This is a genomic window from Winogradskyella sp. 3972H.M.0a.05, from assembly GCF_040493455.1.
In the GTDB taxonomy this organism is placed as follows: Bacteria; Bacteroidota; Bacteroidia; order Flavobacteriales; family Flavobacteriaceae; genus Microcosmobacter.
On sequence record NZ_JANFDA010000003.1, the window covers coordinates 44,450 to 71,374 of the forward strand.

A 26,925-nucleotide genomic window follows, 5' to 3' on the forward strand; every position below is an offset into this window, starting at 1 on the left:
GGTATGCAAATTAGTTGGACGGATTTTTAGATTTAATTATAATATCTGTTAATGTTGTCCTATTTTTTAGCTTCGGAAATAACTCGTCGATGATAAAGCTGTATTCAGCATTCAAACAAAGTGCATTTTTTAAATGATATCGACCTTTATCTGTTTGTAATGTAGTGTAATACAATCCTGCTAATCGATATTCTATTTCAGCATTTTCTGGATAAAACTCCGCCGCTTGTAACAGACTATAGATTGCAGCTTCATATTCACCAAGTTTTATTAAGATGTCTGCTCTAGATAACCAAGTGTCTACTTCGTAGTTGCCTAATTCCAAAGAACGCTTATAACCATGTTCTGCTTCTTCGTAGAACATTAATCTGTGATTTATCTGCGCGTATAATTTCCAGTATACCACATTTTCACTATCAATATTTATGGCTTTGTTTATATAGAATAGAGCCTTTTGGTAGTTTTTCTTTTTGGTGTAAAACTTGGTAATTGCAATCCATGCCTTATCCAATAAAGGGTCTTCATGTACGGTCTTTGTAAAATATTGAAGTGCTAAATCAGATTGTCCAAGTTTTTCATGGCAGTGCCCTATACGCAACAGTGCAAAAGAAGTTGGCTCCTCGAGAGCTAATGTGATTTTATAATTCTCAATGGCTTCAGGATAGCGTTTTTGTTTTTCAAGAACCTTTCCTTTTTCTAAATATGCGCCAACGAATGTATCGTCAGAGATTATAGCAAAATCGAATGCTGCTAATGCTTTTTTGTAAGATTTAATAGCAAAGTACTGCTTGCCGAGTTGATGCCACGCAACTTCACAGTATGGATTCGAATCTAGATACCTGTTTAAGAAATTAATTGCATCCTCATTCTTATCCATAAAGTCGAAACAATAGATGATGTTATAAAGTGCAGAATAATCTGTAAGGTCTAACTCTAAACACTTAGTAAAATACGTTCTAGCATTATCAAATTCGTCTAAGAACAGGTGTTCCATGCCTATAAGCGAATATAGATCGGCATCATCTTCTGGAGTCCCACTAATTTCTAAAGCAATTTTCAAAGTTTGAATCGCTTGCTCGTGCTTATCCTGTTTAGACAAAACATTAGCCTTCTGAATATAGATTTCCTCATTAGAAGGTTCTAATTCATAAAGCTTGTCCAATAGTTGATCAGCATCATCAAACTTGCTTTCCAAAACATAGATCTCCACTAAAAACAGCTGTAGATTTACTGAACTAGGATGTTGCTCTAAAGCCATTTTTATAGCTTTTTTTGCTAATGCAATTTTTGCGTTTTCTAAGTAATGGTGGATGATGTTTTCAAATTCATTTGAATCGAAGAATAAGACATTGTTGGTCTTTAGCATGGATTCAAATCGGGTCAAAGAATAATTGTTGTGGTCGTCGTGTTGACTGTACTCCATAAGCGGTTATTAGGGTTTGCTAGAATAAATTTACAGTTCAAATAAAGACTTTGCAGAAATGAGGGTTATTGTTTTTAACAAAGTAATTAACAGGGAATTGATTTAAGGAATACTTTCGATTTAATAATTGATTTACAATAGTTTGGTGTGAATTATTTACACTGTTAATTCACATTTATTTTATTTAAAACTTTCAATATTTTATTACAACCTTCTATGATTTCTTCTTCAGAAATTGTAAGTGGAGGTGTAATTCGTACTGCTTTTGGTTCGAATAAGAGCCAAAATAGAATCAATCCTTCATCTTGGCAATCCAAAATAATTTGGTTGGTAACTTCTGCAGAAGGAGTCATCAAAGCGAGCATTAATCCACGACCTCTAATATCTTCGATTAAAGGATGAACGAGTGTTTCTCTAATTAATTGTTCTTTCTTTAAAGTACTTTCAATAAGATTTGATTCTGTTATTTCTTGTAGGGTTGCTAGTGCAGCAGAAGCAATCACTGGATGGCCTCCAAAAGTAGTAATATGTCCAAGCTTTGGATTATCTTTTAATGTAGACATCATTTCGTTTGAAGCTGTAAATGCACCAATTGGCATTCCTCCTCCCAGACCTTTACCAGTAACTAATATATCTGGTACACAATTGTAATGTTCAAAACCAAAAAGCTTACCAGTTCGTCCAAATCCAGGCTGAATTTCATCTAAAACTAGTAGTGCTCCAACCGTGTTGCAACGTTGTCTTACCTTTTCGAGATAACCATTTGTTGGTTCAATAAATCCTGCGCCACCTTGAATAGTTTCTAAAACTACGGCAGCGGTTTTAGAAGTAATGAGGTCAAGATTAGCTTCATTATTGAATTCAATAAATTTTACATCTGGAAGTAATGGTCTGAAAGGTTGTTTGCGCTCTTCATATCCCATAATACTCAAAGCGCCCATGGTGTTACCATGGTATGCGTGGTTGGCTGCAATGATTTCACTTCTGCCAGTAAAACGTCGTGCTAACTTTATTGCGCCATCAATAGCTTCAGTGCCAGAATTGGTGAGGTATGTTGTATCTAGTGGATCAGGTAAATGTGATGCCAGTAGCTTAGATAATTTTATAGCGTTTTCTTGTGCATACTCACCATAAACCATAACATGCAAATACTTATCTAACTGATCTTTTATGGCTTTAGTAACTCTGGGGTGTTTGTGCCCTAGACTGCAAGCAGAAACTCCAGCAACAAAATCTAAGTATGCTTTTCCTTTGGTGTCAAAAATGTATGACCCTTCGGCATGAGAAACTTCCATAGCCAATGGGTGAGGAGTGGTCTGAGCTTGATATTTTAAAAAATCGCCGAGCATAGTTTAGTTGTCAGAAGTTGAAGAAATAACAGGTTTCTTCTTGGTCTTTGCAGGCTTTAATGTTTGAGACTTCTTTTTAGCGTCTTTGGTCTTCTTTGGAATATTTCGAGCAGCTTTATTTTCTTTTTTAGAATCTTTGTCGGCAGCAGCATCGACACGTTTTATAAGATCATCATCGAAGAAATCTTCTTGCGGAACGTAATCTTCAAGACCTTTTATTACTGGTAGTTCTAGAGGTGGATCATCTTTAAATAAATCCTCCACACTCTTTGGACGTTCTTCATCTCGCCAATCAAATCCTCTGAATAGCCGTGCATTCTTAGGAAATTCTTCTTCAGGATATATATCGCCATCAATTTGTTGTAGTAAACGAATTTCTTCTATTTCGCTATTTACAATTTTTATGTTGATACTTCCAGATTTAGATTTATCGATGCCAACAAGTTCATTATTCTCATTTCTGGAGTAATATATCTTCTCAGCATTTTTGATGATATCTACATTGTAGAGCTCATTGTCTTTGAATAAACCAATAAGACGTTGGCCTTTAATTTGATTGAACCCATCGGAATCTCCTATTGTGTCTTTACTGATAAGGAAAGCATTTTGGAATACTTTGAGAGAATCTAGCTCTTCAGTTTTGACATCTGAGATGAGATGAATAGAGTCTCCAGTCATTTGATTGCCTAAATTCCAGAGTACTGGTTTTCGCTTGGCGCTAAAGGGATCACTAGTACCGAAGCGCTCAAGGTTTATTAATTGAGTAAGCCCTGTTTTATGATCTGCATGAATAGAATCGCACTTTCCGGCCAGATCACTTTTATACAATTTTACATTATAATATGCTCTAGTGATACGGTGTTCTGGTTTTCCTGTAACCATAAGGCGATCACCATGGATGTATACAGAATCATTCTCTTGTACTGTGATAGCAACTGCACGTTTGGTAATGAAAGCAGAGTCTTTTTCTCTAAAGATTTCTGCATAATGGCCTTTAATGACACTATTATTTATAGTGTCTGTAATCGTAATATTATTGGTGCCCGAAGCAAAGCCTCTGTTATTATCCACAAACATACTGTCACCTTCAAAAATGCGGCTATCGTACTCTATTCTGGAGTTTTTTACGGCATAGCCAACTTTGGTTTCCGTATCATAAAATCCTTTTTCGCAATAGGTTTTACTTTCTTCAGTCGTTATTGTTGAAGGGCCAAAAAGATAGGCATGACCAGTTTCAGAATAAAAATCTAAATAATTAGTATCTATAGTGTAATCTGGGTTTACAAGCTTAACATCATTTACAAACTGATATTTTGAAGCGCTCATGTAATACCGTCCAATTTGGCTGGTAATAGTGCCAGAACTATCTCTCACCACACGTCCACCACTTTTGTAATAGGCTTCCTGTCTGGTTCTATCAAAGTGGAGTGTATCTGTCGTAAGCGTAGATTTAGGTTCTTTCAAGATCACATCGCCACTTGCAAAAGCCAGTTGGGTTTTGCCACTATATTCTACATACTCAGCGGTCATGTTAATGCTGTCGCCTTGTTTCATATTCACATTGCTAAAGGCTTCTATAAAATCGTCTTTTTCATAATAGATAGCCTTGTCGCAGAACATATCTATGCCTTCGTGTATGAAATGAATTTGCTGTGAATTATCTCTAATAAATTCTCTAACACCATCTTTATTGGATACTGCAAAACCAGAATATTTAATAAAAATACGTTTAGGTTGCTGCGCAAAACCACTAAATTGGGTTAACACTAGGAAGGTGCCAAGAATGAGTATTTTGAATAACTTCAAATGACTTGAATTTTGTTCAAAAGTAACGATATTAATTAGTTTTAATTATTAATGAAAACAAAAAACGCACCAAATTTAGGTACGTTTTAAGAAACATTTGTCAATAAGTGATGTTAGTTGTTAAGCTATGCGATTTCTAACAACTTTTATTAATTACATAATCTAGATCTGCCAAAGCCTCCTTCGATACAAGATTTTGTAGGAAACCCATAGCTTTTGGCCCAATAGTCATAGCTTTCAGTTTCTTTTGAGTCAATTTTTTTTTGACTCTCAGTAAGATTATCTTTTTTGATGTCGCTTTTTGGGAAGGTAACAAATGAGGTTAAACATATAAAGGTTGAGTACATTAATAGCTTAGGGGCAAGCTTTGTCATAAATATTATCTATTCTTGTTTTATCATAAATTGTTTTTTTTTGATGGTTAGTCATTCTATGACAAAAAAGAATTACTTAGAAAAAGTAATGACAAGAATTGTAATAATAGCAAGATGTGTAAGCAAATTTATAGAAAAAATCTTACAAATAATAATGGTATATGTTAAATTTATACGAGAAAACTATTTTCTAACTATCGTTTGTTTTCTATCTGGACCAACAGATACAACAGTGATAGGAATCTCTAGTTCTTTCTCTAAAAATGCAATATAATCATTGAGTTCTTTTGGCATTTGAGATGCTTCAGTCATAGACGTTAAATCTTCTTTCCAACCTTTTAACTCTGTATATATTGGTGTTACATTTTCAGATTCAATATTGTAAGGTAAATGCGAAATGGTTTCACCTTTATAATTATAAGATGTACATACTTTCAAAGTATTAAAACCAGAAAGTACATCGCCTTTCATCATAATTAATTGTGTAACGCCATTAACAGCACATGCATACTTAAGTGCGACAAGATCTAGCCAACCACAACGACGTGCACGACCTGTCGTAGCACCAAATTCGTGACCAACTCGACCCATAGTTTCACCTACTTCGTCAAATAATTCTGTTGGGAATGGTCCGGAACCAACTCTAGTCGTGTAGGCTTTAAAGATGCCATATACTTCTCCAATTTTATTTGGAGCAATGCCTAAGCCTGTACAGGCTCCAGCAGCAGTGGTATTGGAAGAGGTTACAAACGGATAGGTTCCAAAATCAATATCGAGTAAAGAGCCTTGAGCACCTTCAGCAAGAATAGATTTTTCAGATTTTTGAGCTTTATGCAAATAATCTTCAGAATCAATAAATGTTAATGATTTCAAAGTTTCTATAGCTTCGAAAAACTCAGTTTCTAATTCTTCTAAATCATACTGAACATCTACATTATAGAATGCAATCATAGCTTCGTGCTTTTTAGCTAAAGCTCTATATTTTTTCTCCCAACCATCTAGTTCTATATCACCAACTCTTATACCGTTACGCCCAGTTTTGTCCATATATGTTGGACCAATACCTTTTAGTGTAGATCCTATTTTGGCCTTACCTTTAGAAGCTTCACTTGCAGCATCTAGCAGACGATGTGTTGGTAGAATAATGTGCGCTTTTCTAGAAATCAATAAAGATGATTTATAGTCCACGTTTTGTTCATCTAACTTATCTAACTCCTTTTTGAAGATCACAGGATCGATAACAACGCCATTACCCACAAGGTTTACGGTTTCATCATGAAAAATACCTGAAGGAATTGTATGTAATACGTGTTTTTTTCCGTTGAAAACAAGGGTGTGTCCTGCATTTGGACCTCCTTGAAAACGTGCAATAATGTCGTATTTGGAGGTGAGTACATCAACAATTTTTCCTTTGCCTTCGTCACCCCATTGTAAGCCGAGTAGTAAATCTACTGCCATAAGTTAGTTGGTTGATTTTTTGTTTCCGTAAAAGTAGAGCGAATGATTGTGGATCTCGATATCGAAAACTTCTTCAATAGTTTTTTTGATAGACTGTATTCTTGGATCGCAGAACTCGATAACTTCTCCCGTATCCGTTAGGATAACATGGTCGTGTTGTTTATCGAAAAATGATTTTTCATAGTGAGCCTGGTTTTGACCGAATTGATGTTTTCTAACCAATGCACAATCTAACAAGAGCTCTATGGTGTTGTACAATGTTGCACGACTTACACGATAGTTCTTGTTTTTCATTTTAATGTAGAGCGATTCAATGTCGAAATGGTCATCGTTTTCGTAAATCTCCTGAAGAATTGCATAACGCTCAGGAGTTTTTCTGTGACCATTTTCTTCTAAGAATTGTGTAAATACATTCTTTACAATTTCCTGATCTGTATCCTTATTTTTTTTGCTCATGATTCCGCCTGCAAATTTACACAATTTTTATACTCTAGTGACCTTATCGATACCATTAATTTTTTTGAGGTTATCCATAAGCTTTTTGAGCATGTTTTTATTCTTTACAACTACTGAAATTTTACCTGTGAACACACCATCATCACTCTGGAAACTTATGCTCTTCATATTCACGTGCATATTTGATGAAATGAGTTGTGTAATGTCATTTACCAAGCCCAAGTTATCGATTCCAGATAAGGTAATTTGTGATGTATATTCTTGTTGTGATGAATCGATCCATTTAGCTTGCATAATTCGATACGCATAGTTGGATTGTAGGCTCAATGCGTTGGGGCAATTCTTTTTATGAACTTTAATCCCCTCATTAATGGTTAAAAAACCAAATACCTCATCTCCTGGGATAGGATTGCAACAAGCCGATAATTTATAATCCAAACGCTCTTCCTCTTTGCCAAATACGAGCATATCGTACTTGGAAGTGATTTCATCCTTATCAACATCTTTAGGCGTTTCTGGCTTGCGAATTCTATTTTTTATAAAGCTTACAATAGCATTGCTTCTCGATGCAGCAAACTCTTTGAGCATAGTGTTATCGATAGTTCCAATACCAACTCTATAGAACAGGTCTAATGATGTACTGAGCTTAAAATAACTAACTAACTCATTAACCGTTTTTTCGTTTAGAGTAAGCTTAAGCTGTTTTAGTTTACGTCTGAGAATTTCCTTGCCATCTTCTGCAATGGCTTTATTTTCTTCTTTGAGAGAAGATTTAATCTTACTCCTTGCTCTGGCCGTTTTTGCATAATCTAACCAATTGGCATTTGGCTTAGCGTTTTCGGATGTTAAGATTTCCACACGGTCACCACTTTGTAATTCGTGACTTAGTGGCATTAATTTTCCATTGACCTTCGCACCTCTAGTATGCATACCAACTTCTGTGTGTATGCTAAAGGCAAAGTCTAGTGGTGTAGCACCTTTGGGTAGTTTTTTTAAGTCTCCTTTTGGGGAGAATACAAATATTTCTTTTGAATAGAGGTTTAGTTTGAATTGCTCTACGAAATCAACGGCATTAGTTTCATTGCTTTCTAATGCTTCTTGGAGCTTATCAACCCAAGTATCTAATGCATCATCTTCTTTTCCAGTAGTACCTTGCTTGTATTTGTAATGTGCTGCATATCCTTTTTCGGCGATTTCATTCATACGTTCACTACGAATCTGGACTTCTACCCATTTTCCTTGAGGACCAACTACAGTAATATGTAAAGCTTCATAACCTGTAGATTTTGGTGAAGATATCCAATCTCTAAGTCTTACAGGGTTTGGCGTAAAGTGATCTGTAACTATAGAATAGATTTTCCACGCCAGAAACTTTTCATTCTCTAAATCGGATTTGTAAATGATTCGTACAGCAAACTTATCATAGACTTCATCAAAGGACACACCTTGCTTTATCATCTTTCTACGGATAGAGAAAATGGATTTTGGTCTTCCTTTGATTTCATAGTTAAGACCTTCTTTATCCAAAGAGTCTTTGATAACTTTAGAAAAGTCTTTGATATACTTATCTTGCTCTTCTTTGCTATCCTTCATTTTTAGTAGGATATCAGTGTAGACTTCGGGTTCTGTATATTTTAATCCAAGGTCTTCAAGCTCTGTTTTTATATTATACAGACCGATTCTATGAGCAAGAGGTGCATAGATATATAGCGTCTCAGAAGCAATTTTTACTTGCTTATCTGGTCGCATAGAATCCATGGTTTGCATATTGTGCAAACGATCGGCAATTTTAATGATGATTACACGTACATCATCATTGAGTGTCAATAACATTTTGCGGAAATTCTCTGCTTGTATAGAGACATCTGCTTCTTTCTTTAAGGATGAAATTTTTGTGAGTCCATCTACAATTCTAGCCACAGTTTCACCAAACATTTGTTCTATATCGGAGATGGAATAGTCCTCATTATCTTCAACCACATCATGAAGCAGTGCCGCAGCAATAGAGGTTGCATCCAAGCCGATCTCTTGGGCTACAATTTTAGCCACAGCAATAGGGTGGAAGATGTAAGCTTCCCCAGATTTGCGGCGTTGATCTTTATGCGCATCTACGGCTACATCAAAGGCTTGACGAATCATTTTCTTGTCTTTTGCAGACAAGGTTTGATAACTTACTTTGAGTAGTTCTTTGTAGGCTTTTGCAATCGCAGCATTCTCTTTTTCAATATCCACTTCAGTCATATAACTAAAGTAGCAATAAGAATTTTAATAGGCAATAGAATTGCCCTAAATGCCAGAAAAGTATTTTGGTAAGGATTTTTCAGTAGTTTCTAGCTTGTTTTTTAAAGCTTGCTTATGATCTTCATCTGTTAAATAATACATATAGTTATGAATTAGATAAAAAATCATAATTCTATTTAAATCATCCAACTCGGAATCCATAATCATGTTAAGCGCTTTTTTTTCAAATTCTGCCTTGTTTTCAGTTTCAGACAGAGCTCTTCCAAGTCTTCCGATACTACTAAAATAGTGATTAGGATTATGGTTTTTAAACCTAAGAACAGTTCCTAATAATAAATCAATGACATTAATATTTAAAACTTCCAATTCTTTAATATAGGTCTTACGACCAGCCCATGCATAGCTTCCATCACTTACCCTATCAAATCTATCGTTCATGACATCCAAATGCGCTTTTAAAAATACTTCCCAATTAGTGGTTTCTGCTGATAGTAGTGCAATATCTAAGGCATGTAATCTAGGACTGGAATCTTGACTACACATCCCTATAACTTTTGTCCTTCGGAGTTTATCGAGTAACTTTTCTTTATCTGATAATGACATACTTTTATGATTTTTAGAGAGTTCAAAATAGTCATAGCCTTTATTTTCTAAGAGTTTTGTAGAAGTCGTATCTATCATGCAATCTGCATATTGGATCATTTCAGCATAAACATCCTTGAAAAGAGAGGATTTGAAATCTTCTAAAAGGTAAAACGCTTCTATTCTGTTCTTAGATTTTTCAATAATCCAATCTCCTTTTTTATAAGTTGTCGGAATATCAACATGGTCATCTAAATACAAGCTCCATTCATAATCATCTGTGACCGTTATTGATTGTACAACTGTCTGCTTCTCATCCTTGTAATTTGTCCTCTTGTGACTAGAAACCAGCACAGGTTTGCTAATTATAAGCTCAGGATATAATTTCTTTAACTCATCAGGGGAAGTACCATCCTTTAGGGCTTTGTAAACAACTCCGCTTCTCTTTTCTGATAATAGATGAATGGCTTTTGATTGAGGTTTTGAATAATAGGATTCAGTAAGCTCACAAGCTTTAAATTGTAAATTCAATGAATCTACTATAGATTGAAGTTTGCTTATAGTATGGCTATCATAAATTAAACCATTAGAGTATGTCTGGAATTCGCCTTGCTGCGCCTTGCTAAATAATGAAAAAGCTAAAAAAAATAGGAGGATGTTGATGGACTTCATAACTGTTCGTTTTAAAGAATAACTGTAACTGCCAGTAATCTATTGTGTTATGAAATTATAACCATCAAGTTTTATTCCAAAACCTTAATGAGTAAACTCATTCTCATTTGAAGTAAAAGCGCTAGTAGAATTAGTCAAATAGTCTGTAGAAGAGTACTATTAATTTTTCCATTTTATATTACAGCCAATACTAGGTTTTTGAAGCGCATCAATTGGGTTGCCTTTAAGCAAATTATCTATTGATGATCTGAGGTCTTTACCAGAAACTGGAATGCCATTACCAGGACGAGAATCATCGAGTTGACCTCGGTAAACTAGTTTTAATTCACTGTCAAAAAGATATAGGTCAGGAGTGCAAGCAGCATCATAAGCTTTGGCTACATTTTGCGTTTCGTCATATAAATATGGAAAAGGATAATTATTTTCCAAAGCATGTTTGGTCATGAGTTCAGGACCATCTTGAGGATAGTTAACGACATCGTTGCTAGAAATGGCAATAAATCCAATGCCTCTTTCTGAATACTGATTGGCAACATTTACTAACTCAGGATTTACATGAACCACGAAAGGGCAGTGGTTACAAATAAACATAACTACTGTACCGTTTTCGCCTTTGAGAGTATCTAGGGTTTTATGTGAATTTGAAGTCGTATCAAAGAGGTTGAAATCTGGTGCTTTTGTGCTTAGAGGAAGCATATTGGAAGGTGTTCTTGCCATTTTTTTTAGTGCTATGGTTTATTTGAGTTCCAAAAATAAAAAAACCTTCACAGACATGAAGGTTTAATAAAGGAACATTTATACTCATCTACTCCACTAGTTTAGGCTTAGGCTCCTTTTCTTTAATGCTCAGGTTTCACTAAATCGTCAAATCCATCGAGAAGATCATCTATTTTCTGCTGGATTTCGCTCAACAATTCTTGTAATTCGCGAGGTGATGTAAAACCGTGACTTCGGATTGACATAGTAGCATTTGGCGAATTAAACCATCCAGGGTAATCTTTTCTAATGCTTTCTAGTTCTTTTTTAATGGCATTTTTACATTTTTTGGAATCATTCAGTAATGCCTTAACCTCATTATATTGTGCTAAGGTATATGCCGAAGCATTTTCCTCCATATAATTTATGCGTTCTTCGAGTTCATTAATATTAGATTTGCACTCATTTATTTGATCAATGAGCTGCGACACACGTTCTTGAGAAGGTGGAGTATAGGTTTGAGCGAAATTTTGAAATGCAAATAAGAGGCATGCTAATAGTAATTGGTATTTAAATTTAAAAAGCTTTGTTGTCATAATTAAAAATGTTTAAAAACGAAAGGGGTGTTTGTAAAACCCCTTTCGTGCTAATTCTTAAAACTTTACAATCTCTACACGTCGATTTTTTGCCCAAGCCGCTTCATTGTCTGAGGTGTCAATAGGTCGTTCTTCTCCATAACCCACAATTCGTAGTCTTTTCTTATTGACTCCTTTGTTAATTATGTAGTGCATTACAGATTTTGCACGATTTTCCGACAATATCTGATTAGATTCTTTTGATCCATTAGAATCGGTATGCCCTTCAATTTGAATAGACACACCTGGATTGTCGTTCATCATACTTACGATTCTGTCTATTGCACTATATGAGGATGGTTTTATAAAATAAGAGTCGTTATCAAAAAGAATATCATAGAAAATAATTCGACCATCCGTCATTAATTTTTTATAGAGTGGTAAACCTTCATTGCCAATCGTTAAATAATCAATCATGGCTTTATTATTCATTGAAGCTAGTGCACTAACTTCGAGATGTGTAAACTCAGTTATCACTCTACCATTTGTTTTCTTTAAGCTTGGATTATTTATGAGCTGAACACCATCGTAAAACACTTTAAGTGTGCCACTATTAAACGATACCTGAACGGTTCTCCATCCAGGATAGGTCATTTTATTTGGCATTCTTGAGTATTCGGAGCTCGATCCGGCAGGTACTATACCATCACCACGAATGGTTATTTGGTAGGCACGATAAGGGTCATTAGAATTCATAAGATTAAGGGTGTAAGATTCATTGCCTTTACCATCGAAATGAAACAACCCTTCAATTTTAAAAGATTTACCTAAGTAGCTATCATAGGATATAGAAGGTTTCACTGAGCCACTCGTGTAAAACTGCATTACACCATGTTTTTTTCCATTAGTAACCATTTGCGTGTTCTGTATGGTTCCACTAATGTGAGTCCATTTGCTAGGAAATTCTCCTTCCTTCTCTAAATTAAAATCATCTGCAAAAATGATGTTGCCAGCTATGAAATTTTTCACAGGCTTTGCAACCACCTCTTCATTCGAGGACTTCTTTTTCTTTTTCTTTTTTTTCTTGCCGTCTATTTTTTCAGCAACTTTTTCAGCTTCTTTTTTAATGACATCACCAAGAGATTGACTGTAGGTCATTGAAGAAAAAAGTAACATGATAACCATGGAGCATAATTGGATGAGTTTCATTGTTTTCATTTGCTAATTATTTTAGATTAATATATCGCAAATGTCTGGTATAAAGGAATTTAAGTCAATCGCTCAAATGGGGTAAATGTGAAGTGAAATTTGTTTAAACTAGATGAGTTTTTGCTTTAGCGCTTTATGGATGGCTTCAGCTCTTGTATTAACATGAAGTTTGGAATAGATGTTTTTAATATGTGTTTTAACGGTATGTGGACTCAAAATCATCTCACTGGCCACTTCCTTGTAGTTAAGTCCTTTACTTAACATTTTTAAGACTTCCGTTTCTCTGTCAGAAAGCGGATTTTTTAGTGCTCTGAAAGAATTAATAATTCGTCTTGCAATATGACTACTCATTGGCGAACCTCCATTAAAAACTTCTTTGATATGGACCAATAAATCTGCTGGATTGGTGTCTTTAAGTAAATAACCAGAAGCACCAGCACACAGGGACTCAAATATGGAATCATCGTCAGATTGTACAGTCAGCATAATAATATCCAGGTCAGGACATTTTAGTTTTAGATAACGCGTTATATCGATTCCTGATTTACCTGGAAGATCTATGTCCATGAGCACAACATCAATACGCGAGTCGGCACTAATGGCGTTGATTGCTGCTTCACCATCTGGGAAGGAATGTTTACACGAAAAACCTTGTGAACCATCTATGATGAGCGTAAGTGTCTGACGAATTTCATTATCATCTTCTACAATAGCTATATGTATGGTTTCTTGGCTCATATAGTGTAAAGTTAAGCTTCTTTTTCTTTAAAATTATCCCTCATATGGGGTATTCTGTTTAATGTAATAGAAGTGCCATCCGAATTAGAGCTAATCTCTAATTCTGCACTGATTTTTTGAGCTCTGTTGTACATATTCTTTAAACCTCTACCTTGCGATACTTTGGACACATCAAATCCAATACCATCATCTTCGAGACTAAAATTTGAAAATGCTTTAGTGTAGGTAATTTTAAATTGCACAGTGCTACATTCAGAATATTTTGAGCAATTATTCATGGCCTCTTTAAAAATCATTAAGACCTGCTTTTTTGTTTGTGCATCCAAGAAGCTGTGAATACCTTCATCGAAATTTCCGTGAATACTAAAGTCTTTTTGCCCATTGTTAAATAGTTCTTCACCATAATCTTTTAGTCGTAGTACAATATCATACAGACTGTCTTTCTTAGGATCAATAATCCATAATAGATCTCTGAAACCGCCGGACAAATCCTTAATATTTTCTCTAATTTTTAGTAGCCACTCTTTCGGATCTTTTTGTTGGGCAATGTTGCGTTCAGCCAGAGTTAAGAATAAAGATATTTTAGTGACTTTAGAGCCTAGCTCGTCATGAAAGTCTGCTGTATTTTCCTGACGTAACAGCTCCCTTTCGTTTAAGAGTGCTTTTTCGAGTTTTAGTTGTTGTTTTAATTCGCTCATATGCTTACGGATGCGATACAAATAGATGAATCTAATCAAGCCAAGCATCATAAGCACATAGAGTATTTTCGCTAGTGTAGAATAGTAAAATGGTGGTTTTATTATAATGTCTATAGCTATTGGTTTATTGGACCATTGCCCAGAATGATTACTTCCATCTAGTAATATATGGTATGTTCCAGGATTTAGGTTATAATAAATTAATTCTGATCGATTACCGGTTTCTACCCAATCTGTAACTAATGGTGAAATCTTATGACGGTATTGATTTTCAGACGCATCACTAAGGTCTAATGCAGCGTATTCAATTTTAATTGAATTTTCTTTGTGAGATAAGGTGATGTCTTCATTGTAGTTGTTTACGAATATTGATTTAAAATCTGAGGTATTTTTATCTATAACTTCTATAGTATTAATAGCTAGGTTAAATGGTTGTTCAGTCTTTAAAGTATTATTTGTATTGTCATTAATAATACTAAGACCATTCCTACTACCTGCAAAAACAGTATTATCTTCATCTATGTACAGTGCATTTCTGTAGGTGATATTATCTGCTAAGCCGTTTCTTTTGGTATAATGTGTTATATCTTTTAGGCGCTCATTGTGTTGGTCGTATTTAGCCTTAATAATACCATTTGTCGTTGCAACCCAGAGATAGCCATTAGAATCCTCATCAATACCTAGGATATATTCTGAAGGCAAACCTTGATGTCTCCCTAACTGAACAAAACAATCCTTTGTAGGGTCATATAAATTCAATCCAGTTTGTGTGCCAATCCATAATCTTTGAGACCTATCTCTGAATACTCTTTTTATAGCATCATTACTCAAACTTTTGAAGTCCTTTTTATTACTCAAATAATTGGCAAATTTACCTTCATTCTCTTCAGAAATTATTTTACTCAAACCAAAAAAAGTTCCAATCCACTTATTGTTATCCTTGTCATTGGCTATTTCCATTGTGTAAGAGTTAACCAAGGTTGTATTATCCTTGGGATTCGATGCATACACTTTTATTGTGCTATTTTCTATGTCATTTTCGTCTAAAGTTAGCTTTACAAGACCAGCATAGTTCCCAATCCAAAATATGTTATCCTCCTCCTCATATATATCCTGACACCAATTATGTGGTAACCCATGCTTTGTAGTAAACCGTATAAATTTTCCTGGATTGGAATTTTGGTCAAGTTGAGTGACATTTAATCCATTTTCAGATCCTAACCATAATCTATTTTTACTATCAATGAGCATATACCGACTTAAATGAATGTCATCATTTTGTATTCTTAAATAGTTTTCTGGGCAGCTATTTTTAAGAAGATCGGATTTTTTAAATCGATACAAATCAAATGGTGTTGTTATCCAGAGATAACCTAGCTTATCTTCTTTAATCGCATAAATGCTAAAACCTTCTTCGAGACACTTAGGCAAATAACTTGGTGGAAATGTTTTTATATTATTATCTCTTCGTGTGAGCTTATACAAACCATTGGTGTTTGGTATCCAGATATTTTGCTGACTATCTTCGTAAACAGACATGGCATTGCCCGACATGTTCATAAAATGCCCTTCAGAGCCGATAACCTCTTCTTCTTTTAAAAACCCATTAGTTATACTGAATTTTTTAAACCTGTTTTTCCATGTAGCGATCCAGATATTACTTTCATGATCTACCATGGCGCTGTATATGTATTCTCTACCTAATGGAGAGCCATTTTCAGAATCGAAATAGCTAAAATGAATGTTATGATTTGCTTTTAATTCTGTCTTTAGTAAACCCAAGTTAGATTCTGCAATCATAAAGTCCTCATTATAATCTAAGATTCTAAATATGATGATATCATCTTTGTTTAAACGTGGCTCATAGGTGACTTTTAGTTCTGTATATTTAAAAAGATTTTCATCATTATTTATAAAAACTCTACCATTGTTGGTTGTAATCCAAATTTGGTTATTCTTGTGTTTTGATATACCACTAATAGGCTCTTCTGGAATATCTCCCAGTTCTACGTCTGTAATAAGAAAGGCTTGTTCATCATCGATAGCAAATAAGCCTTCATAAGTGGCTACCCAAATATGTCCATTGTCATCTTCTACAATACTTCGAATATAATCTTGACCTATTTTTTCTCCACTTTTGAGTTTAAAGTAATGTATGCTGTCTCCTTCTAAAACATGGAGTCCCTTCGGTGTACCAATCCATAGTTTCTTGTCCTGTGCAGAAAGTAATGCTGTTATTTTGTTATCTCTAAGTCCAGTAGTATCCTTTAAGCTTGAATAATAAGGTTGAAAGTGTTTTCCATCGAACTTAAAAAGACCATTGTTGCCCGCAACCCATAAATAACCATCATGGTCTTGAATTACATCTCTAACTATTCTCGATGGGAGGCCATTGTCATCAGCATATCTTGAAATGTTATAAACTTGGGCGTAGTTCGGTGTTATGACACCAATTGATAGAAGTAAGATAAATACAATGATCCAATTTTTCACCTTAAAAAATTTAATGTGTTATAAGTGGAGCAATGAATTCTTCATAAAAATAATCATTTAAATACGAAGTGCAAATACTGATTAATTCTTAAATTTAAAGCATGGAAGAAATGATATCATTTGAGGATTTTACTAAAGTAGATATAAGAGTAGGAACCATTATTGAGGTCAATGATTTTCCAAAAGCTCGAAATCCAGCCTACCAACTCACTATAGATTTTGGAGATTTAGGTATTAAGAAATCTTCTGCACAAATTACGACGCTTTATACCAAAGAACAATTACAGGATAGACAGATACTCGCCATCGTTAACTTTCCTAAAAAACAGATTGCCACCTTTATGAGTGAATGCTTGGTGCTTGGCGCTGTTAATGGTAAAGATGTTATTCTCCTCAACCCAGAACAAAGGGTGAAGAATGGTTCTCAGGTGAATTAATTACAACTGATTCCTAAAGAAAATCGCATTCATCAATAACTTATTGGTGCCATACCAAAAGGCTCTAAAATTAGTGTTATCAGTAAACACAACAACCTTACCTTTCTTCAAACGCTTGGCTTTATAAGGCACAGTCCCAGAAAGGCTATCGAGGTTTGGTTTAGAAATATAACCACTCAATAACGGTTTTTTCGTGTATTGAATCGGGTTATTATAACTCTGCTCGTCTGGCTCCATAAACAGGGTGTTGTTTCTAAAGAGCGAAATTGTATTGTTCTTATAACCAAAGTTTATGGGATGTGAGCGATCGATATTGGCTTCAAATATGGCACCTCCTATGACTTGAGCACCAGAAAAATCACCACGCTGTTCAAAGGTGATGTCTTTAGCAACGCGCTTATTTTTTTTCAATTCAAACTTTATAAATTCTTTTGATTTTAACCAATTTAGTGTGCTGCGGTAACCGATTAAAGTTCCTCCATCTTCCGTCCAAGTTTTAAGTGCTTTAATAACCTCCACGCTTAAGTTGCTAGAAGATGGCGCAATGATAACATTATAGCGACTCAAATCTATTCTAGAAACACGACTTACATCTAGCTTACTTACTGTAATATCGTAGCGTTGATCGAACAAGTGCCAAATTTCGCCAGCATCGTAACTTCTAACGCCACTACCAACCAAAACACCAATCTTTGGTAAGGTTAATGATCTAAATTGGTTACTACCCAAATCAATACCTTGTGTAAGTCCAGTGCTTACTCCATTAATATCTATAGCATTCTCTGTGGCTATATTATTTAAAAACTGATAAAGCTGATTAGTATCTAGCTTTTGGTTCTGAACAGGAATCAAGATTGTTCCGTAGTCATAATCTTTTCCTCCGAGGCTAAATTGACGCATTGCTACTTTAGCACGTAATCCTCTTTTTAGAATAGTATTCAACGCTCTAGGAGAATAATATTCGTGCCACTCCATAAGGTAAGCATAATTGCTTTTTGAACTTACTGAACCAGTCTTCATGTCTAGGTTGTCTATTTGGTTTCCAGCAATCGACGTAGAAACGCTTTCATCATAATCTAGACCGAATGCTAGAGGGAAAGTCCAAGCAGACACATCGTAAAACAGACTATCTTGAAACTTAGTGCGCTTTTCAAACATGGCGTTGATAAGCCTTGTGTTCTTTTGGTTTTTTGGTACGACATAGCTGTAGCCTTTTTTGTAACGTTTCCCTTTTAAGGAGACATCAGACTTTAACTCATGAATATTTATCTTGTGACGTTTTAGGATTTCAGCTAAATGATAAGCTTTAGCAGCATCTTTTTCGTCACCAAAAACTAATGCATTATTACCTTCTCTAGCAGCTTCTTGTCTAGCATTTTTAAAGAAATTGTGTTGGTACTCCAAAAGCTCTGTTCGCATGCCTTGTGCAGCTTCAAGAGTTGATAGTGCGGCAGTGAATTGGTTTCTAATGGTAAACGGGAAGGTGAGGATACCATTACTACTTTCTTGAATATGACCTCTAGAACTGGCTTGTTCAAACAAAATACCAATACTACCATTAATATCTGGGAATGTTGAACCTTTACCATAATAGAAATCATCAAAGCTTTCTTCAGTATAATACAGAGAACCAATCTTGTCAAAAGCCTTGGCGTGATATTGCGCAATGTCTTTGGTAAGTTTTTGATTGAGTTTCGGAGTCAAAGGATGTGTACGAGATGGAATACCTGGCTGAAAGAAAAACGTTGCATTGGTTCCCATTTCGTGATGATCGGTAAGTATGTTTGGTAACCAATCATGAAATGTCGCAACTCTAGCTCTAGACTCAGGCAATTGTACAGGTAACCAATCTCTGTTCATATCAAACCAATAGTGATTGGTTCTACCTCCTGGCCATACCTCGCTATATTCTCTATCGTTAGGGTCTGGATTAAGATTTTCATTTTTGTTTGTATTTGCCCAGTACGCAAAGCGTTGCAGACCATCTGGGTTCATACATGGGTCTAAAAGTATAACGGTATTATTTAGTAAGTTATTAATGTCGTTTCCTTCAGCTGCAGCTAAGTGATAAAGCAATACCAAAGCAGCATTAGTACCACTCGATTCATTACCATGAATTGAAAAGCCTTGATAGACAACAATAGGCCTATTAGTATCTAGCCCATCTGATTCTGTAGCATCGATATGTGCAGACTTTATAGTTTGAAGTTTTTGATGATTTGCAGGTGCGGTAATAGTTAATAATAATAGCAGTCTATCTTCGAAGGTTTCTCCTCTGTCTTCGATTGTAACTCTATCTGAAGCATTTGCAACAGCATACATATACTGAACAAGTTTGTCGTGTGTGATGTGCCACTCGCCAACATCGTGACCAATTACTGATTGAGGTGTTGGAATATTGCTGTTATAAGTTGTGTTTTTCGGCAGGAAATAATTGAGGTCATTCTGTGTATTGCCATATAGTGTTATAGAAATACAAAGAAGTATAAGTATGGTTCTCATAGAAATGTTAGTTAGTTTATAAAAATAAAAAAAACCGCTACTTAAGTAACGGTTTCTGCAAGCTTTTAACAATTTCTGACTTATATGTCTTCGAAATTGATATCAGTAAAGTTTTCTGTATTTGTTTCTTCAGTCAATTCACCATTGTTACTGAAGTCGTCTTTTTTGAAATCTTTTTGGTGACGTTCACTAATAACTTCATCTCCTTTTTCATCAAAAATGAAATCAGTTACTTCACCTAAAATAGATCTGAACTCATTGAAATCTTCTTTATATAAATAGATCTTGTGTTTCTTGTAGTGGAAAGAGCCATCATCGTTAGTGAATTTCTTGCTTTCAGTGATTGTTAGGTAATAATCACCAGCTTTAGTAGCTCTTACATCAAAAAAATAGGTGCGTCTTCCTGCTCTTAAAACCTTAGAGAAAATTTCTTCTTTGTCCATCATTCCGTTATCGCTCATTGATTTATTTTTTAATTTTTTCCTCACCAAAAATCTAAAAAAAAAGTATAGGAACCAACAATTTATGATATTTCTTTTTCGCTTAGCTGTTTTAGATATAGGTCTTTGTAGTAACCGTCTGTGTTGATGAGAGTTGTGTGAGTACCTTCTTGAATTATTTTTCCTTCGTCTAGGACAATTATCTTATCAGCATTCTTAGCTGATGAAATTCGGTGGCTCACAATAATCGTAGTTTTACCGGCTGAAACGCTTTCTAGGTTGTTTAATATCTTTTCCTCAGTTTCCGTATCAACCGCAGAAAGACAATCGTCAAACAGTAATATATCTGGTGATTTTATAATAGCTCGCGCTATAGAGATACGCTGTTTTTGCCCACCAGAAAGTGTGATGCCACGCTCGCCTAAAACGGTTTCATAACCTTCTTTGAAACCAATAATGTTGTCGTGGACATTGGCATTTTTAGCAGCGTCAATCACTTCTTCTTCAGTGGCATCTTCTTTTCCAAACTTAATATTATTTTTTATAGAATCTGAAAACAGAAAAGCATCCTGGGGCACATAGCCAATAGAGTCTCTTAATGTTTTTAGTTTTAGTTGTTCTATAACGAGGCCGTCTACAGTAATAAGACCATCGGTGACATCATACAGTCGCCCTATAAGTTCTAGTATAGTTGATTTTCCTGATCCTGTTTTTCCTAAAATCGCCACTGTTTTCCCTGCAGGAATATCAAAACTTACATTTTTTAAAGCTTCAATATTGGTGTCTGGATATGTGAAGGACACTTCATCAAAATTGATATGTCCCTTAATATTAAAATCAGTAGAAATTTCAGTGTCTTTTATCTCTGGCTCTTGTTTGAGGAAAGCATTAATACGTTTCTGCGAAGCTTCCGCTTCCTGTACCAATGAAGTTACCCAGCCTATGGCAGCAACTGGCCAAGTAAGCATATTTACGTAAATGATAAATTCTGCAATGGTACCAATATCTTCTATTTGCCCATTGATATACTGCATACCTCCAATATAAATCACCAATAGATTACTTGCTCCAATGAGTAAAATCATCAGAGGAAAGAAGAAGGCTTGAATCTTAGTTAGGTTAATATACTTTTGTCTCTGATCTCCAGATATTACTTGGAAAGAAGCATTAATATTTGGCTCTAGAGTGTATGCTTTTATTACCGAAATACCACTAAAAGCTTCTTGAGTATAAGCAGATAATTTTGATAGGTTTTCTTGTACTAAGGTACTTCGCCTGTGAATCGCTTTGCTCAAAAAGTATATCGATACTGATAATATTGGTAATGGCAGTATAGTATATAGTGTAAGTGTTGGCGCTTTGCTAACCATGTAGATCAATGCAACCACAAACAAAGTAATCATGTTTAGGGAATACATTATTGCAGGACCAAAATACATGCGGACTTTACTAACATCTTCAGTAATGCGGTTCATTAAGTCTCCTGTTCTGTTGGACTTGTAAAAGTTTAACGATAATCTTTGATATTGTTGATAGATTTCGTTTTTGAGATCGAACTCTACATATCTAGATACATTGATGATGGTTTGGCGCATTAAAAATGTAAAGAAACCAGCAACAATTGCAGCTCCAATGAGATATAGAATATTAAGTCCCAAATCAGCTTTGAAAGTGGAATAAGCTTCACCTTCTTCAATGCGTTTTGCAACAACATTTATGGAGCTTCCTATGAGTCTAGGTGTAAAGAGTGCAAATATCTTTGCAAGAATAGTAATCGTTATTCCTAAGAGCAGGCGATAACGATATTTAAAAAAATATTTATCGAGGTGACGTAATGCTTTCATTTAAAGATTTAGAACGGTAGAGTTATTAACAATATCTCATTTTAACAGCTATTTTTTTGAAATAACTCTATATATCACTTATTTTTGCACGCTGTTTTTAAGTATTTTTTAAAAACATCTCAATACGTAAATGTCATGATTTCAGATATAATGAACCCAAATGACCTTGTAAAAGTTGACCCTGTGTTTGGCCAAAATTCCTTCGATAACCACGAGCAAATCGTATTTTGCAACGACAAAGATACTGGTTTAAAAGCAATAATTGGTATCCACAATACAGTTTTAGGTCCAGCTCTTGGAGGTACAAGAATGTGGAACTATAATAGCGAGTGGGATGCTCTAAATGATGTCCTTAGATTGTCTAGAGGAATGACTTTCAAATCTGCTATTACAGGTCTAAACCTAGGAGGTGGTAAAGCCGTAATTATTGGCGATGCCAAAGCTCAAAAAACACCAGAATTGATGAAACGCTTTGGAGAATTTGTACATTCTCTAAGTGGTAAGTATATCACAGCGGAAGATGTGGGCATGGAGACTGCGGATATGGATCTGGTAAGAGAGGTTACGCCTTATGTCACAGGAATATCTGAAAGCAAAGGTGGGGCAGGAAATCCATCACCTATAACGGCTTATGGAGTCTTTATGGGGATGAAAGCTGCTGCGAAGCACAAATATGGATCGGATGTCTTAGAAGGTAAACGTGTATTAGTGCAAGGTATAGGTCATGTTGGTGAATCATTAGTAGAACATTTAACGCACGAAGGTGCCAATGTGATTATTGCAGATATCAACGAAGAACGTTTGTATGAAGTAAGCAAAAAGTATGATGCTACTATTTATACAGGAAATGATATTTACAGCGAAGATATGGATATCTACGCACCATGTGCTCTGGGAGCAACTATCAACGATGATACCATCTACAAGATAAAAGCAGACATCATTGCTGGAGCCGCCAATAACCAACTTGCTAAAGAAGATAAGCATGGAAGGTTGTTACAAGAAAGAGGCATTTTATATGCGCCAGATTTTTTAATTAATGCTGGAGGAATTATTAATGTTTATGCTGAGTTAGAAAATTACGGAAAGCAAGAGATTATCAGAAAAACTGAAAATATTTATAATACAACTTTAGAAATTTTTGAACGTGCTTATGGCAATGGCATTACTACAAATGATGCAGCTTTGGCAATTGCAAAGGAGCGAATAGAGACTCGCAAGCAAGAAAATTCGAAATAAGTTTACACGTATTTAATATTCAAAACATATTCTATTATCACAATAATAGTATTTTTGTAAGCGATTGTTAAAAGACAATCGCTTAATTTTTAATTAAAAACATAAAGTTCTTATACATGCTAAACAGAAGACATATTCGTATTAAAGTTATGCAAACTTTATATGCATTTAATGGAGGAGAAGGAGATAATTTCAAAGTTGAAGAAAAGTTCTTAATGAATAGTCTAGATAGTATGTATGATCTTTATTTATTGCTTCTTTCACTATTTATTGAGATTCACAAAAAAGCTGAAGATCGCCTAGATAAATCTCAGAAAAAACATTTAGCCACTGCAGAAGATAAAAACCCTAACAGGAAGTTTGTTAACAATCAATTATTGCTAGACATAAGGTCAAACGAGCCTCTCAGCAATGAGATTGAATCAAAAAAACTCAATTATTGGGATTTAGATTTTGAATATGTAGACATCCTGTTTAAAGCGATTACTGAAAGTGAAGTTTATTCAGATTATATGTCTGAAAGGGAATCTACTTTTGAAGAAGACAAGCACTTTCTTATAGATATCTTTAAGGAGGTTATAGCGCCGCATGAAAAGCTTTACGAATACTTTGAAGATAAAAAACTTACTTGGTTAGACGACTTGCCAATTGTTAACACAAGTATTCTGAAGTTATTCAGGAAGCTTAAACCCAACCCACCAGCATATTATTTCTTGCCAAAATTGTATAAAGATATAGAGGATAAAGACTTTGCTTCAGAGCTTTTCAGTAAAACCATTCTCAACCAAACAAAGTTTGATGAAGAAATCGCAGCAAAAACTACAAACTGGGACACTGAGCGTATCGCTAATCTAGATGCGGTAATGTTAAGAATGGCACTTTGTGAGTTTCAAAAATTCCCTTCAATCCCAGTTAAAGTTACAATTAACGAATATTTGGAGATCGCTAAAGAATACTCAACTCCAAAGAGTAGTATTTTTATAAATGGTGTTTTAGATAAAACTGTAAAAGAGTATAAAGAGAAGGGAAATTTGAATAAAATTGGAAGAGGTTTAATGTAGTAAACAAGCGTGTTTAGTAAACGTTAAGGGCTTAAATAAAATTTTTAAAGCTCAAAAATATTAGTACATTTACCACCTTAATGCAACAAATCAAAATATTTTAATTAAAAATCATAGCAATGAAAAAAGTAATTTTAGGATTATGTGCTTTATGTATGGTAGCATTTACATCTTGTAAAGATGATGCAGCTGCAAAAGTAAAAAGTGAAAATGTAGCAGAAGCTGCTAAGAGAGATGCGACTGCTGGTGACTTACCATCAATTCAGTTTGATAAAGTTGAGCACGACTTCGGAACTATTGAAAATGGTACTCCTGTAGAAACAGTATTTAAGTATACAAATACTGGTAAATCTATGTTAGTTGTTAGTAACATTAAGAGTACTTGTGGATGTACAGTACCTTCAAACTGGACTAAAGAAGTAGCTCCTGGTGAAACAGGTGAGTTCTCTGTGAAGTTCAATGGTAAAGGTAATGGTAACCAAGTTTCAAAAACAGTTACTTTAACTACAAATACTGAAAAAGGAACTGAGACTGTAAAAATTAAAGCGTTTGTAGAAAAAGATCCTAATGCTCCAGCTAAAAAAGCTAAGCCAGGAGCAGCTACAATTAAGCAAACAAACACAAAAACTGGCCACGAAGGTCATAACCACTAATCAGTCTTATTAATGGAAGGATTTGGGTCGTTATTACCATTTGTAGCAATGTTTGCTGTGGTGTACTTTTTTATGATAGCACCACAAATGAAACGTGCAAAGCAAGAAAAAAAGTTTGCTAGCGAGTTAAAACGAGGCGATAAAGTCATTACAAAAAGTGGAATGCATGGTAAAGTCGTTGATCTTAATGATAAAGACAATAGCTGTGTAATAGAAACTTTAGCAGGAAAGATAAAATTTGATCGCTCGGCAATTTCAATGGAAATGAGTCGTAAACTCAACGCTCCGGCAAAATAGTTTTCTAAACAGATAAAAAAGAAAAGCCTCGCAATTGCGAGGCTTTTTTTATTAACGTTGTTTACTTCTTCTCATTTGGCGATTACCTCCATAATGCTGATTAGGTATAGAAGTACGCTTCATTTGCTGTTTCATCATTTTTATTTGCTCTCCCATTATACCACGTTTATCTAGCTTTTCAGCTTCAGAGATTAACTTTTTAGCTTCCTGTGGTCTTCTCTTACTGAATGCAATTCCAGCTAAATTAAGTTTAGCCATAGCTAAATCATGATCCATAGAAAGTCCAAGACCTATTGCTTTCTTGAAAAACTTTTCAGCCTCATTCATATTAGTCTGAGACACCATGATACCATGAAGGTAATTGTAATACCCTTGTTGTTTTCTTACTAAAGCATTAGTAGGGTTTTTGATCTTATCTAGCCATTTTTTAGCACCATCAAAATCTTGCTTTCGTAGTCTTAAAAAAGCCAGTAAAATAAACTCGTTCTTGAAATATAAAAAAACGAATACTAACGATAAGAATATATACATAATACCATTACCTACATATCCTTCGGTAAATTGGTAAACCGCATAGGCAATGATAAGCCCAGCTATAACTAACTTTATATTTTTATTGAACATTTCTCTCTACTTTATATGTTACATCCGAAACTATAGTCGTTGGAACTTCCACACCACTCATTTGTTTTAATATTGAAATACCTTTTGCTGTAGATAAATTGTGCATCGATTTAATGAAACCAGTAGAAGGGTCAACCTTTACTTCTGTATCCATAGTTCCACTCAAATCCATAGTCACTGAATCCTCTTCACTTTTAAAAATAATATCGCTTTTAGCGTTGAGCTCAATGAGTTCTTTGCTAACACCAATCAAAGTCCAAACGTTAGAAGCGTTTAGGTCGCCTTTAAAGCTATTTTCCCAAGTGTCATTTACATTAACTGGTTTGTTAGGGTAAATGTATGTCATTTGCTCAAAACTTTCACCTAAGCTAGAGTCTCCAAACTCTTTTTCCATAGCGGCTTTCATCATTTCTTTAGTAAAGTCATCAAAATCACCAGCGCTAGAGACCATATTATCGATCAAAGATTTAGATCCTGTAACTTCCTTTACCTTACCATTCTTGTACATTTTCATAGTTAGAAAGGTCTTGGTAAGACCAGAAAATAGTTTTGCTTCGATATCATCTTCAGCTATAGAATCTTTAGTATTAATTGAGATAAGTTCTCCCATTATGCTAGAAGTAGATACCATTTTAAAGGAATCGAACTTAAAATCTATAGTGTATAAGCTATCTAAGTCCTCTTCAACCTTAAACGTATATGTGGCTTCAAGGATATTTGTGATATCGTGCTCCGTGCCGTTCATGTTTTGGGAGATATCTTGCTTCGCCTTCTGAAACACTTTAAATTGGTCGCCTTTTTGTAAATTATAGCCTAAATTTACTTGTGCATTTAGCATAAAAAAACCGCTCAATAAAAAGACGCAGAAGTATATTATTCTTTGAGAATTCATTCAATTTTATTTTGGGCTACAAAGAAACTAAAATTTTTAATAGAAATAATTTCAAAATTAGATTTGTCAAAGTAAAAACTTGTCGTATATTTGCACGCAGTTTTTGAGAGCCCAACTTTTAGAAACTCAAGTTTTCAAAATAAATCAAAAGAACAGATTAAAGAAG

General features: G+C 34.8%; 22 protein-coding genes. 5 read left to right on the forward strand and 17 right to left on the reverse strand.

The annotated features are described in order from the left end of the window. Positions 1 to 10: 10 nt before the first annotated feature. The 12 genes from NCE97_RS07215 to NCE97_RS07270 all read right to left on the reverse strand — a co-directional run bounded on the left by NCE97_RS07215 (position 11) and on the right by NCE97_RS07270 (position 16,770). A complete protein-coding gene (locus NCE97_RS07215; protein WP_353778322.1) occupies positions 11 to 1,423 on the reverse strand; it encodes a tetratricopeptide repeat protein in 1,413 nt (470 codons plus the stop codon). A 164-nt stretch (positions 1,424 to 1,587) separates the two neighbouring features. Continuing rightward, positions 1,588 to 2,772: an aspartate aminotransferase family protein gene (locus NCE97_RS07220; RefSeq protein WP_353778323.1), complete on the reverse strand. Its 1,185-nt coding sequence runs from the start codon at positions 2,770 to 2,772 to the stop codon at positions 1,588 to 1,590. Positions 2,773 to 2,775: 3 nt separating this feature from the next. After that, positions 2,776 to 4,578, reverse strand: a complete 1,803-nt coding sequence (locus NCE97_RS07225) for an OstA-like protein (protein ID WP_353778324.1) — start codon at positions 4,576 to 4,578, stop codon at positions 2,776 to 2,778. Positions 4,579 to 5,135: 557 nt separating this feature from the next. Then, positions 5,136 to 6,410, reverse strand: coding sequence for an adenylosuccinate synthase (locus NCE97_RS07230; protein WP_353778325.1), 1,275 nt, complete (start codon positions 6,408 to 6,410; stop codon positions 5,136 to 5,138). Between the two features lie 3 nt (positions 6,411 to 6,413). Further along, positions 6,414 to 6,866: a Fur family transcriptional regulator gene (locus tag NCE97_RS07235; RefSeq protein WP_353778326.1), complete on the reverse strand. Its 453-nt coding sequence runs from the start codon at positions 6,864 to 6,866 to the stop codon at positions 6,414 to 6,416. A gap of 27 nt (positions 6,867 to 6,893) precedes the next feature. After that, positions 6,894 to 9,107, reverse strand: coding sequence for a RelA/SpoT family protein (locus NCE97_RS07240; RefSeq protein WP_353778327.1), 2,214 nt, complete (start codon positions 9,105 to 9,107; stop codon positions 6,894 to 6,896). Positions 9,108 to 9,152: 45 nt separating this feature from the next. Next, on the reverse strand, positions 9,153 to 10,361 hold the full coding sequence (locus NCE97_RS07245) for a hypothetical protein (RefSeq protein WP_353778328.1): 1,209 nt from the start codon (positions 10,359 to 10,361) through the stop codon (positions 9,153 to 9,155). A 159-nt stretch (positions 10,362 to 10,520) separates the two neighbouring features. Then, positions 10,521 to 11,078, reverse strand: a complete 558-nt coding sequence (locus tag NCE97_RS07250) for a thioredoxin family protein (RefSeq protein WP_353778330.1) — start codon at positions 11,076 to 11,078, stop codon at positions 10,521 to 10,523. A gap of 122 nt (positions 11,079 to 11,200) precedes the next feature. Next, entirely contained in the window at positions 11,201 to 11,653 is a 453-nt protein-coding gene (locus NCE97_RS07255; RefSeq protein ID WP_353778331.1) for a hypothetical protein, read from the reverse strand. Between the two features lie 57 nt (positions 11,654 to 11,710). Continuing rightward, complete coding sequence (locus tag NCE97_RS07260) at positions 11,711 to 12,850, reverse strand: OmpA family protein (protein WP_353778332.1); 1,140 nt, start codon at positions 12,848 to 12,850, stop codon at positions 11,711 to 11,713. Between the two features lie 99 nt (positions 12,851 to 12,949). Continuing rightward, positions 12,950 to 13,579 (reverse strand): response regulator transcription factor, encoded by a 630-nt coding sequence (locus NCE97_RS07265; protein WP_353778334.1) that lies wholly within the window; start codon positions 13,577 to 13,579, stop codon positions 12,950 to 12,952. An 11-nt stretch (positions 13,580 to 13,590) separates the two neighbouring features. Further along, a complete protein-coding gene (locus tag NCE97_RS07270; RefSeq protein ID WP_353778335.1) occupies positions 13,591 to 16,770 on the reverse strand; it encodes a ligand-binding sensor domain-containing protein in 3,180 nt (1,059 codons plus the stop codon). A gap of 101 nt (positions 16,771 to 16,871) precedes the next feature. Between NCE97_RS07270 and NCE97_RS07275 the strand changes: the two genes are divergently transcribed. Then, positions 16,872 to 17,207: a tRNA-binding protein gene (locus NCE97_RS07275; protein WP_353778336.1), complete on the forward strand. Its 336-nt coding sequence runs from the start codon at positions 16,872 to 16,874 to the stop codon at positions 17,205 to 17,207. On the opposite strand, the gene NCE97_RS07280 is transcribed toward NCE97_RS07275, so the two are convergent. The 3 genes from NCE97_RS07280 to NCE97_RS07290 form a co-directional block, all read right to left on the reverse strand. Then, positions 17,208 to 19,709 (reverse strand): M14 family metallopeptidase, encoded by a 2,502-nt coding sequence (locus NCE97_RS07280; protein ID WP_353778338.1) that lies wholly within the window; start codon positions 19,707 to 19,709, stop codon positions 17,208 to 17,210. A gap of 80 nt (positions 19,710 to 19,789) precedes the next feature. Continuing rightward, positions 19,790 to 20,170, reverse strand: coding sequence for a PUR family DNA/RNA-binding protein (locus NCE97_RS07285; protein WP_353778339.1), 381 nt, complete (start codon positions 20,168 to 20,170; stop codon positions 19,790 to 19,792). Positions 20,171 to 20,232: 62 nt separating this feature from the next. Next, on the reverse strand, positions 20,233 to 21,993 hold the full coding sequence (locus tag NCE97_RS07290; RefSeq protein WP_353778340.1) for an ABC transporter ATP-binding protein: 1,761 nt from the start codon (positions 21,991 to 21,993) through the stop codon (positions 20,233 to 20,235). Positions 21,994 to 22,128: 135 nt separating this feature from the next. Here NCE97_RS07290 and NCE97_RS07295 point away from each other — a divergent pair, with 135 nt between their 5' ends. The 4 genes from NCE97_RS07295 (at position 22,129) to yajC (ending at position 25,243) form a co-directional block, all read left to right on the forward strand. Beyond that, entirely contained in the window at positions 22,129 to 23,232 is a 1,104-nt protein-coding gene (locus tag NCE97_RS07295; protein ID WP_353778341.1) for a Glu/Leu/Phe/Val family dehydrogenase, read from the forward strand. Positions 23,233 to 23,348: 116 nt separating this feature from the next. Further along, a complete protein-coding gene (gene nusB, locus NCE97_RS07300) occupies positions 23,349 to 24,293 on the forward strand; it encodes a transcription antitermination factor NusB (protein WP_353778342.1) in 945 nt (314 codons plus the stop codon). 119 nt (positions 24,294 to 24,412) lie between these two features. Further along, positions 24,413 to 24,946 (forward strand): DUF1573 domain-containing protein, encoded by a 534-nt coding sequence (locus NCE97_RS07305; protein ID WP_353778343.1) that lies wholly within the window; start codon positions 24,413 to 24,415, stop codon positions 24,944 to 24,946. A 12-nt stretch (positions 24,947 to 24,958) separates the two neighbouring features. Beyond that, positions 24,959 to 25,243 carry a preprotein translocase subunit YajC gene (yajC, locus tag NCE97_RS07310; RefSeq protein ID WP_353778344.1) on the forward strand — a complete coding sequence of 95 codons (285 nt, stop codon included), beginning with the start codon at positions 24,959 to 24,961 and terminating at the stop codon, positions 25,241 to 25,243. Between the two features lie 51 nt (positions 25,244 to 25,294). Here yajC and NCE97_RS07315 read toward each other — a convergent pair whose 3' ends face one another. Next, positions 25,295 to 25,867 (reverse strand): tetratricopeptide repeat protein, encoded by a 573-nt coding sequence (locus NCE97_RS07315; RefSeq protein ID WP_353778345.1) that lies wholly within the window; start codon positions 25,865 to 25,867, stop codon positions 25,295 to 25,297. After that, positions 25,857 to 26,759: a DUF6263 family protein gene (locus NCE97_RS07320; protein WP_353778346.1), complete on the reverse strand. Its 903-nt coding sequence runs from the start codon at positions 26,757 to 26,759 to the stop codon at positions 25,857 to 25,859. The genes NCE97_RS07315 and NCE97_RS07320 overlap by 11 nt, the downstream gene beginning before the upstream one ends. Between the last annotated feature and the right edge of the window lie 166 nt (positions 26,760 to 26,925).

Excerpts from the sequence above, each read along its gene's own strand:
- NCE97_RS07215 (WP_353778322.1), bottom strand. The coding sequence starts at position 1,423 with ATGGAGTACAGTCAACACGACGACCACAACAATTATTCTTTGACCCGA.
- NCE97_RS07220 (WP_353778323.1), bottom strand. The coding sequence starts at position 2,772 with ATGCTCGGCGATTTTTTAAAATATCAAGCTCAGACCACTCCTCACCCA.
- NCE97_RS07230 (WP_353778325.1), bottom strand. The coding sequence starts at position 6,410 with ATGGCAGTAGATTTACTACTCGGCTTACAATGGGGTGACGAAGGCAAA.
- NCE97_RS07235 (WP_353778326.1), bottom strand. The coding sequence starts at position 6,866 with ATGAGCAAAAAAAATAAGGATACAGATCAGGAAATTGTAAAGAATGTA.
- NCE97_RS07240 (WP_353778327.1), bottom strand. The coding sequence starts at position 9,107 with ATGACTGAAGTGGATATTGAAAAAGAGAATGCTGCGATTGCAAAAGCC.
- NCE97_RS07245 (WP_353778328.1), bottom strand. The coding sequence starts at position 10,361 with ATGAAGTCCATCAACATCCTCCTATTTTTTTTAGCTTTTTCATTATTT.
- NCE97_RS07250 (WP_353778330.1), bottom strand. The coding sequence starts at position 11,078 with ATGGCAAGAACACCTTCCAATATGCTTCCTCTAAGCACAAAAGCACCA.
- NCE97_RS07255 (WP_353778331.1), bottom strand. The coding sequence starts at position 11,653 with ATGACAACAAAGCTTTTTAAATTTAAATACCAATTACTATTAGCATGC.
- NCE97_RS07260 (WP_353778332.1), bottom strand. The coding sequence starts at position 12,850 with ATGAAAACAATGAAACTCATCCAATTATGCTCCATGGTTATCATGTTA.
- NCE97_RS07265 (WP_353778334.1), bottom strand. The coding sequence starts at position 13,579 with ATGAGCCAAGAAACCATACATATAGCTATTGTAGAAGATGATAATGAA.
- NCE97_RS07275 (WP_353778336.1), top strand. The coding sequence starts at position 16,872 with ATGGAAGAAATGATATCATTTGAGGATTTTACTAAAGTAGATATAAGA.
- NCE97_RS07280 (WP_353778338.1), bottom strand. The coding sequence starts at position 19,709 with ATGAGAACCATACTTATACTTCTTTGTATTTCTATAACACTATATGGC.
- NCE97_RS07285 (WP_353778339.1), bottom strand. The coding sequence starts at position 20,170 with ATGAGCGATAACGGAATGATGGACAAAGAAGAAATTTTCTCTAAGGTT.
- NCE97_RS07290 (WP_353778340.1), bottom strand. The coding sequence starts at position 21,993 with ATGAAAGCATTACGTCACCTCGATAAATATTTTTTTAAATATCGTTAT.
- NCE97_RS07295 (WP_353778341.1), top strand. The coding sequence starts at position 22,129 with ATGATTTCAGATATAATGAACCCAAATGACCTTGTAAAAGTTGACCCT.
- nusB (WP_353778342.1), top strand. The coding sequence starts at position 23,349 with ATGCTAAACAGAAGACATATTCGTATTAAAGTTATGCAAACTTTATAT.
- NCE97_RS07305 (WP_353778343.1), top strand. The coding sequence starts at position 24,413 with ATGAAAAAAGTAATTTTAGGATTATGTGCTTTATGTATGGTAGCATTT.
- yajC (WP_353778344.1), top strand. The coding sequence starts at position 24,959 with ATGGAAGGATTTGGGTCGTTATTACCATTTGTAGCAATGTTTGCTGTG.
- NCE97_RS07315 (WP_353778345.1), bottom strand. The coding sequence starts at position 25,867 with ATGTTCAATAAAAATATAAAGTTAGTTATAGCTGGGCTTATCATTGCC.
- NCE97_RS07320 (WP_353778346.1), bottom strand. The coding sequence starts at position 26,759 with ATGAATTCTCAAAGAATAATATACTTCTGCGTCTTTTTATTGAGCGGT.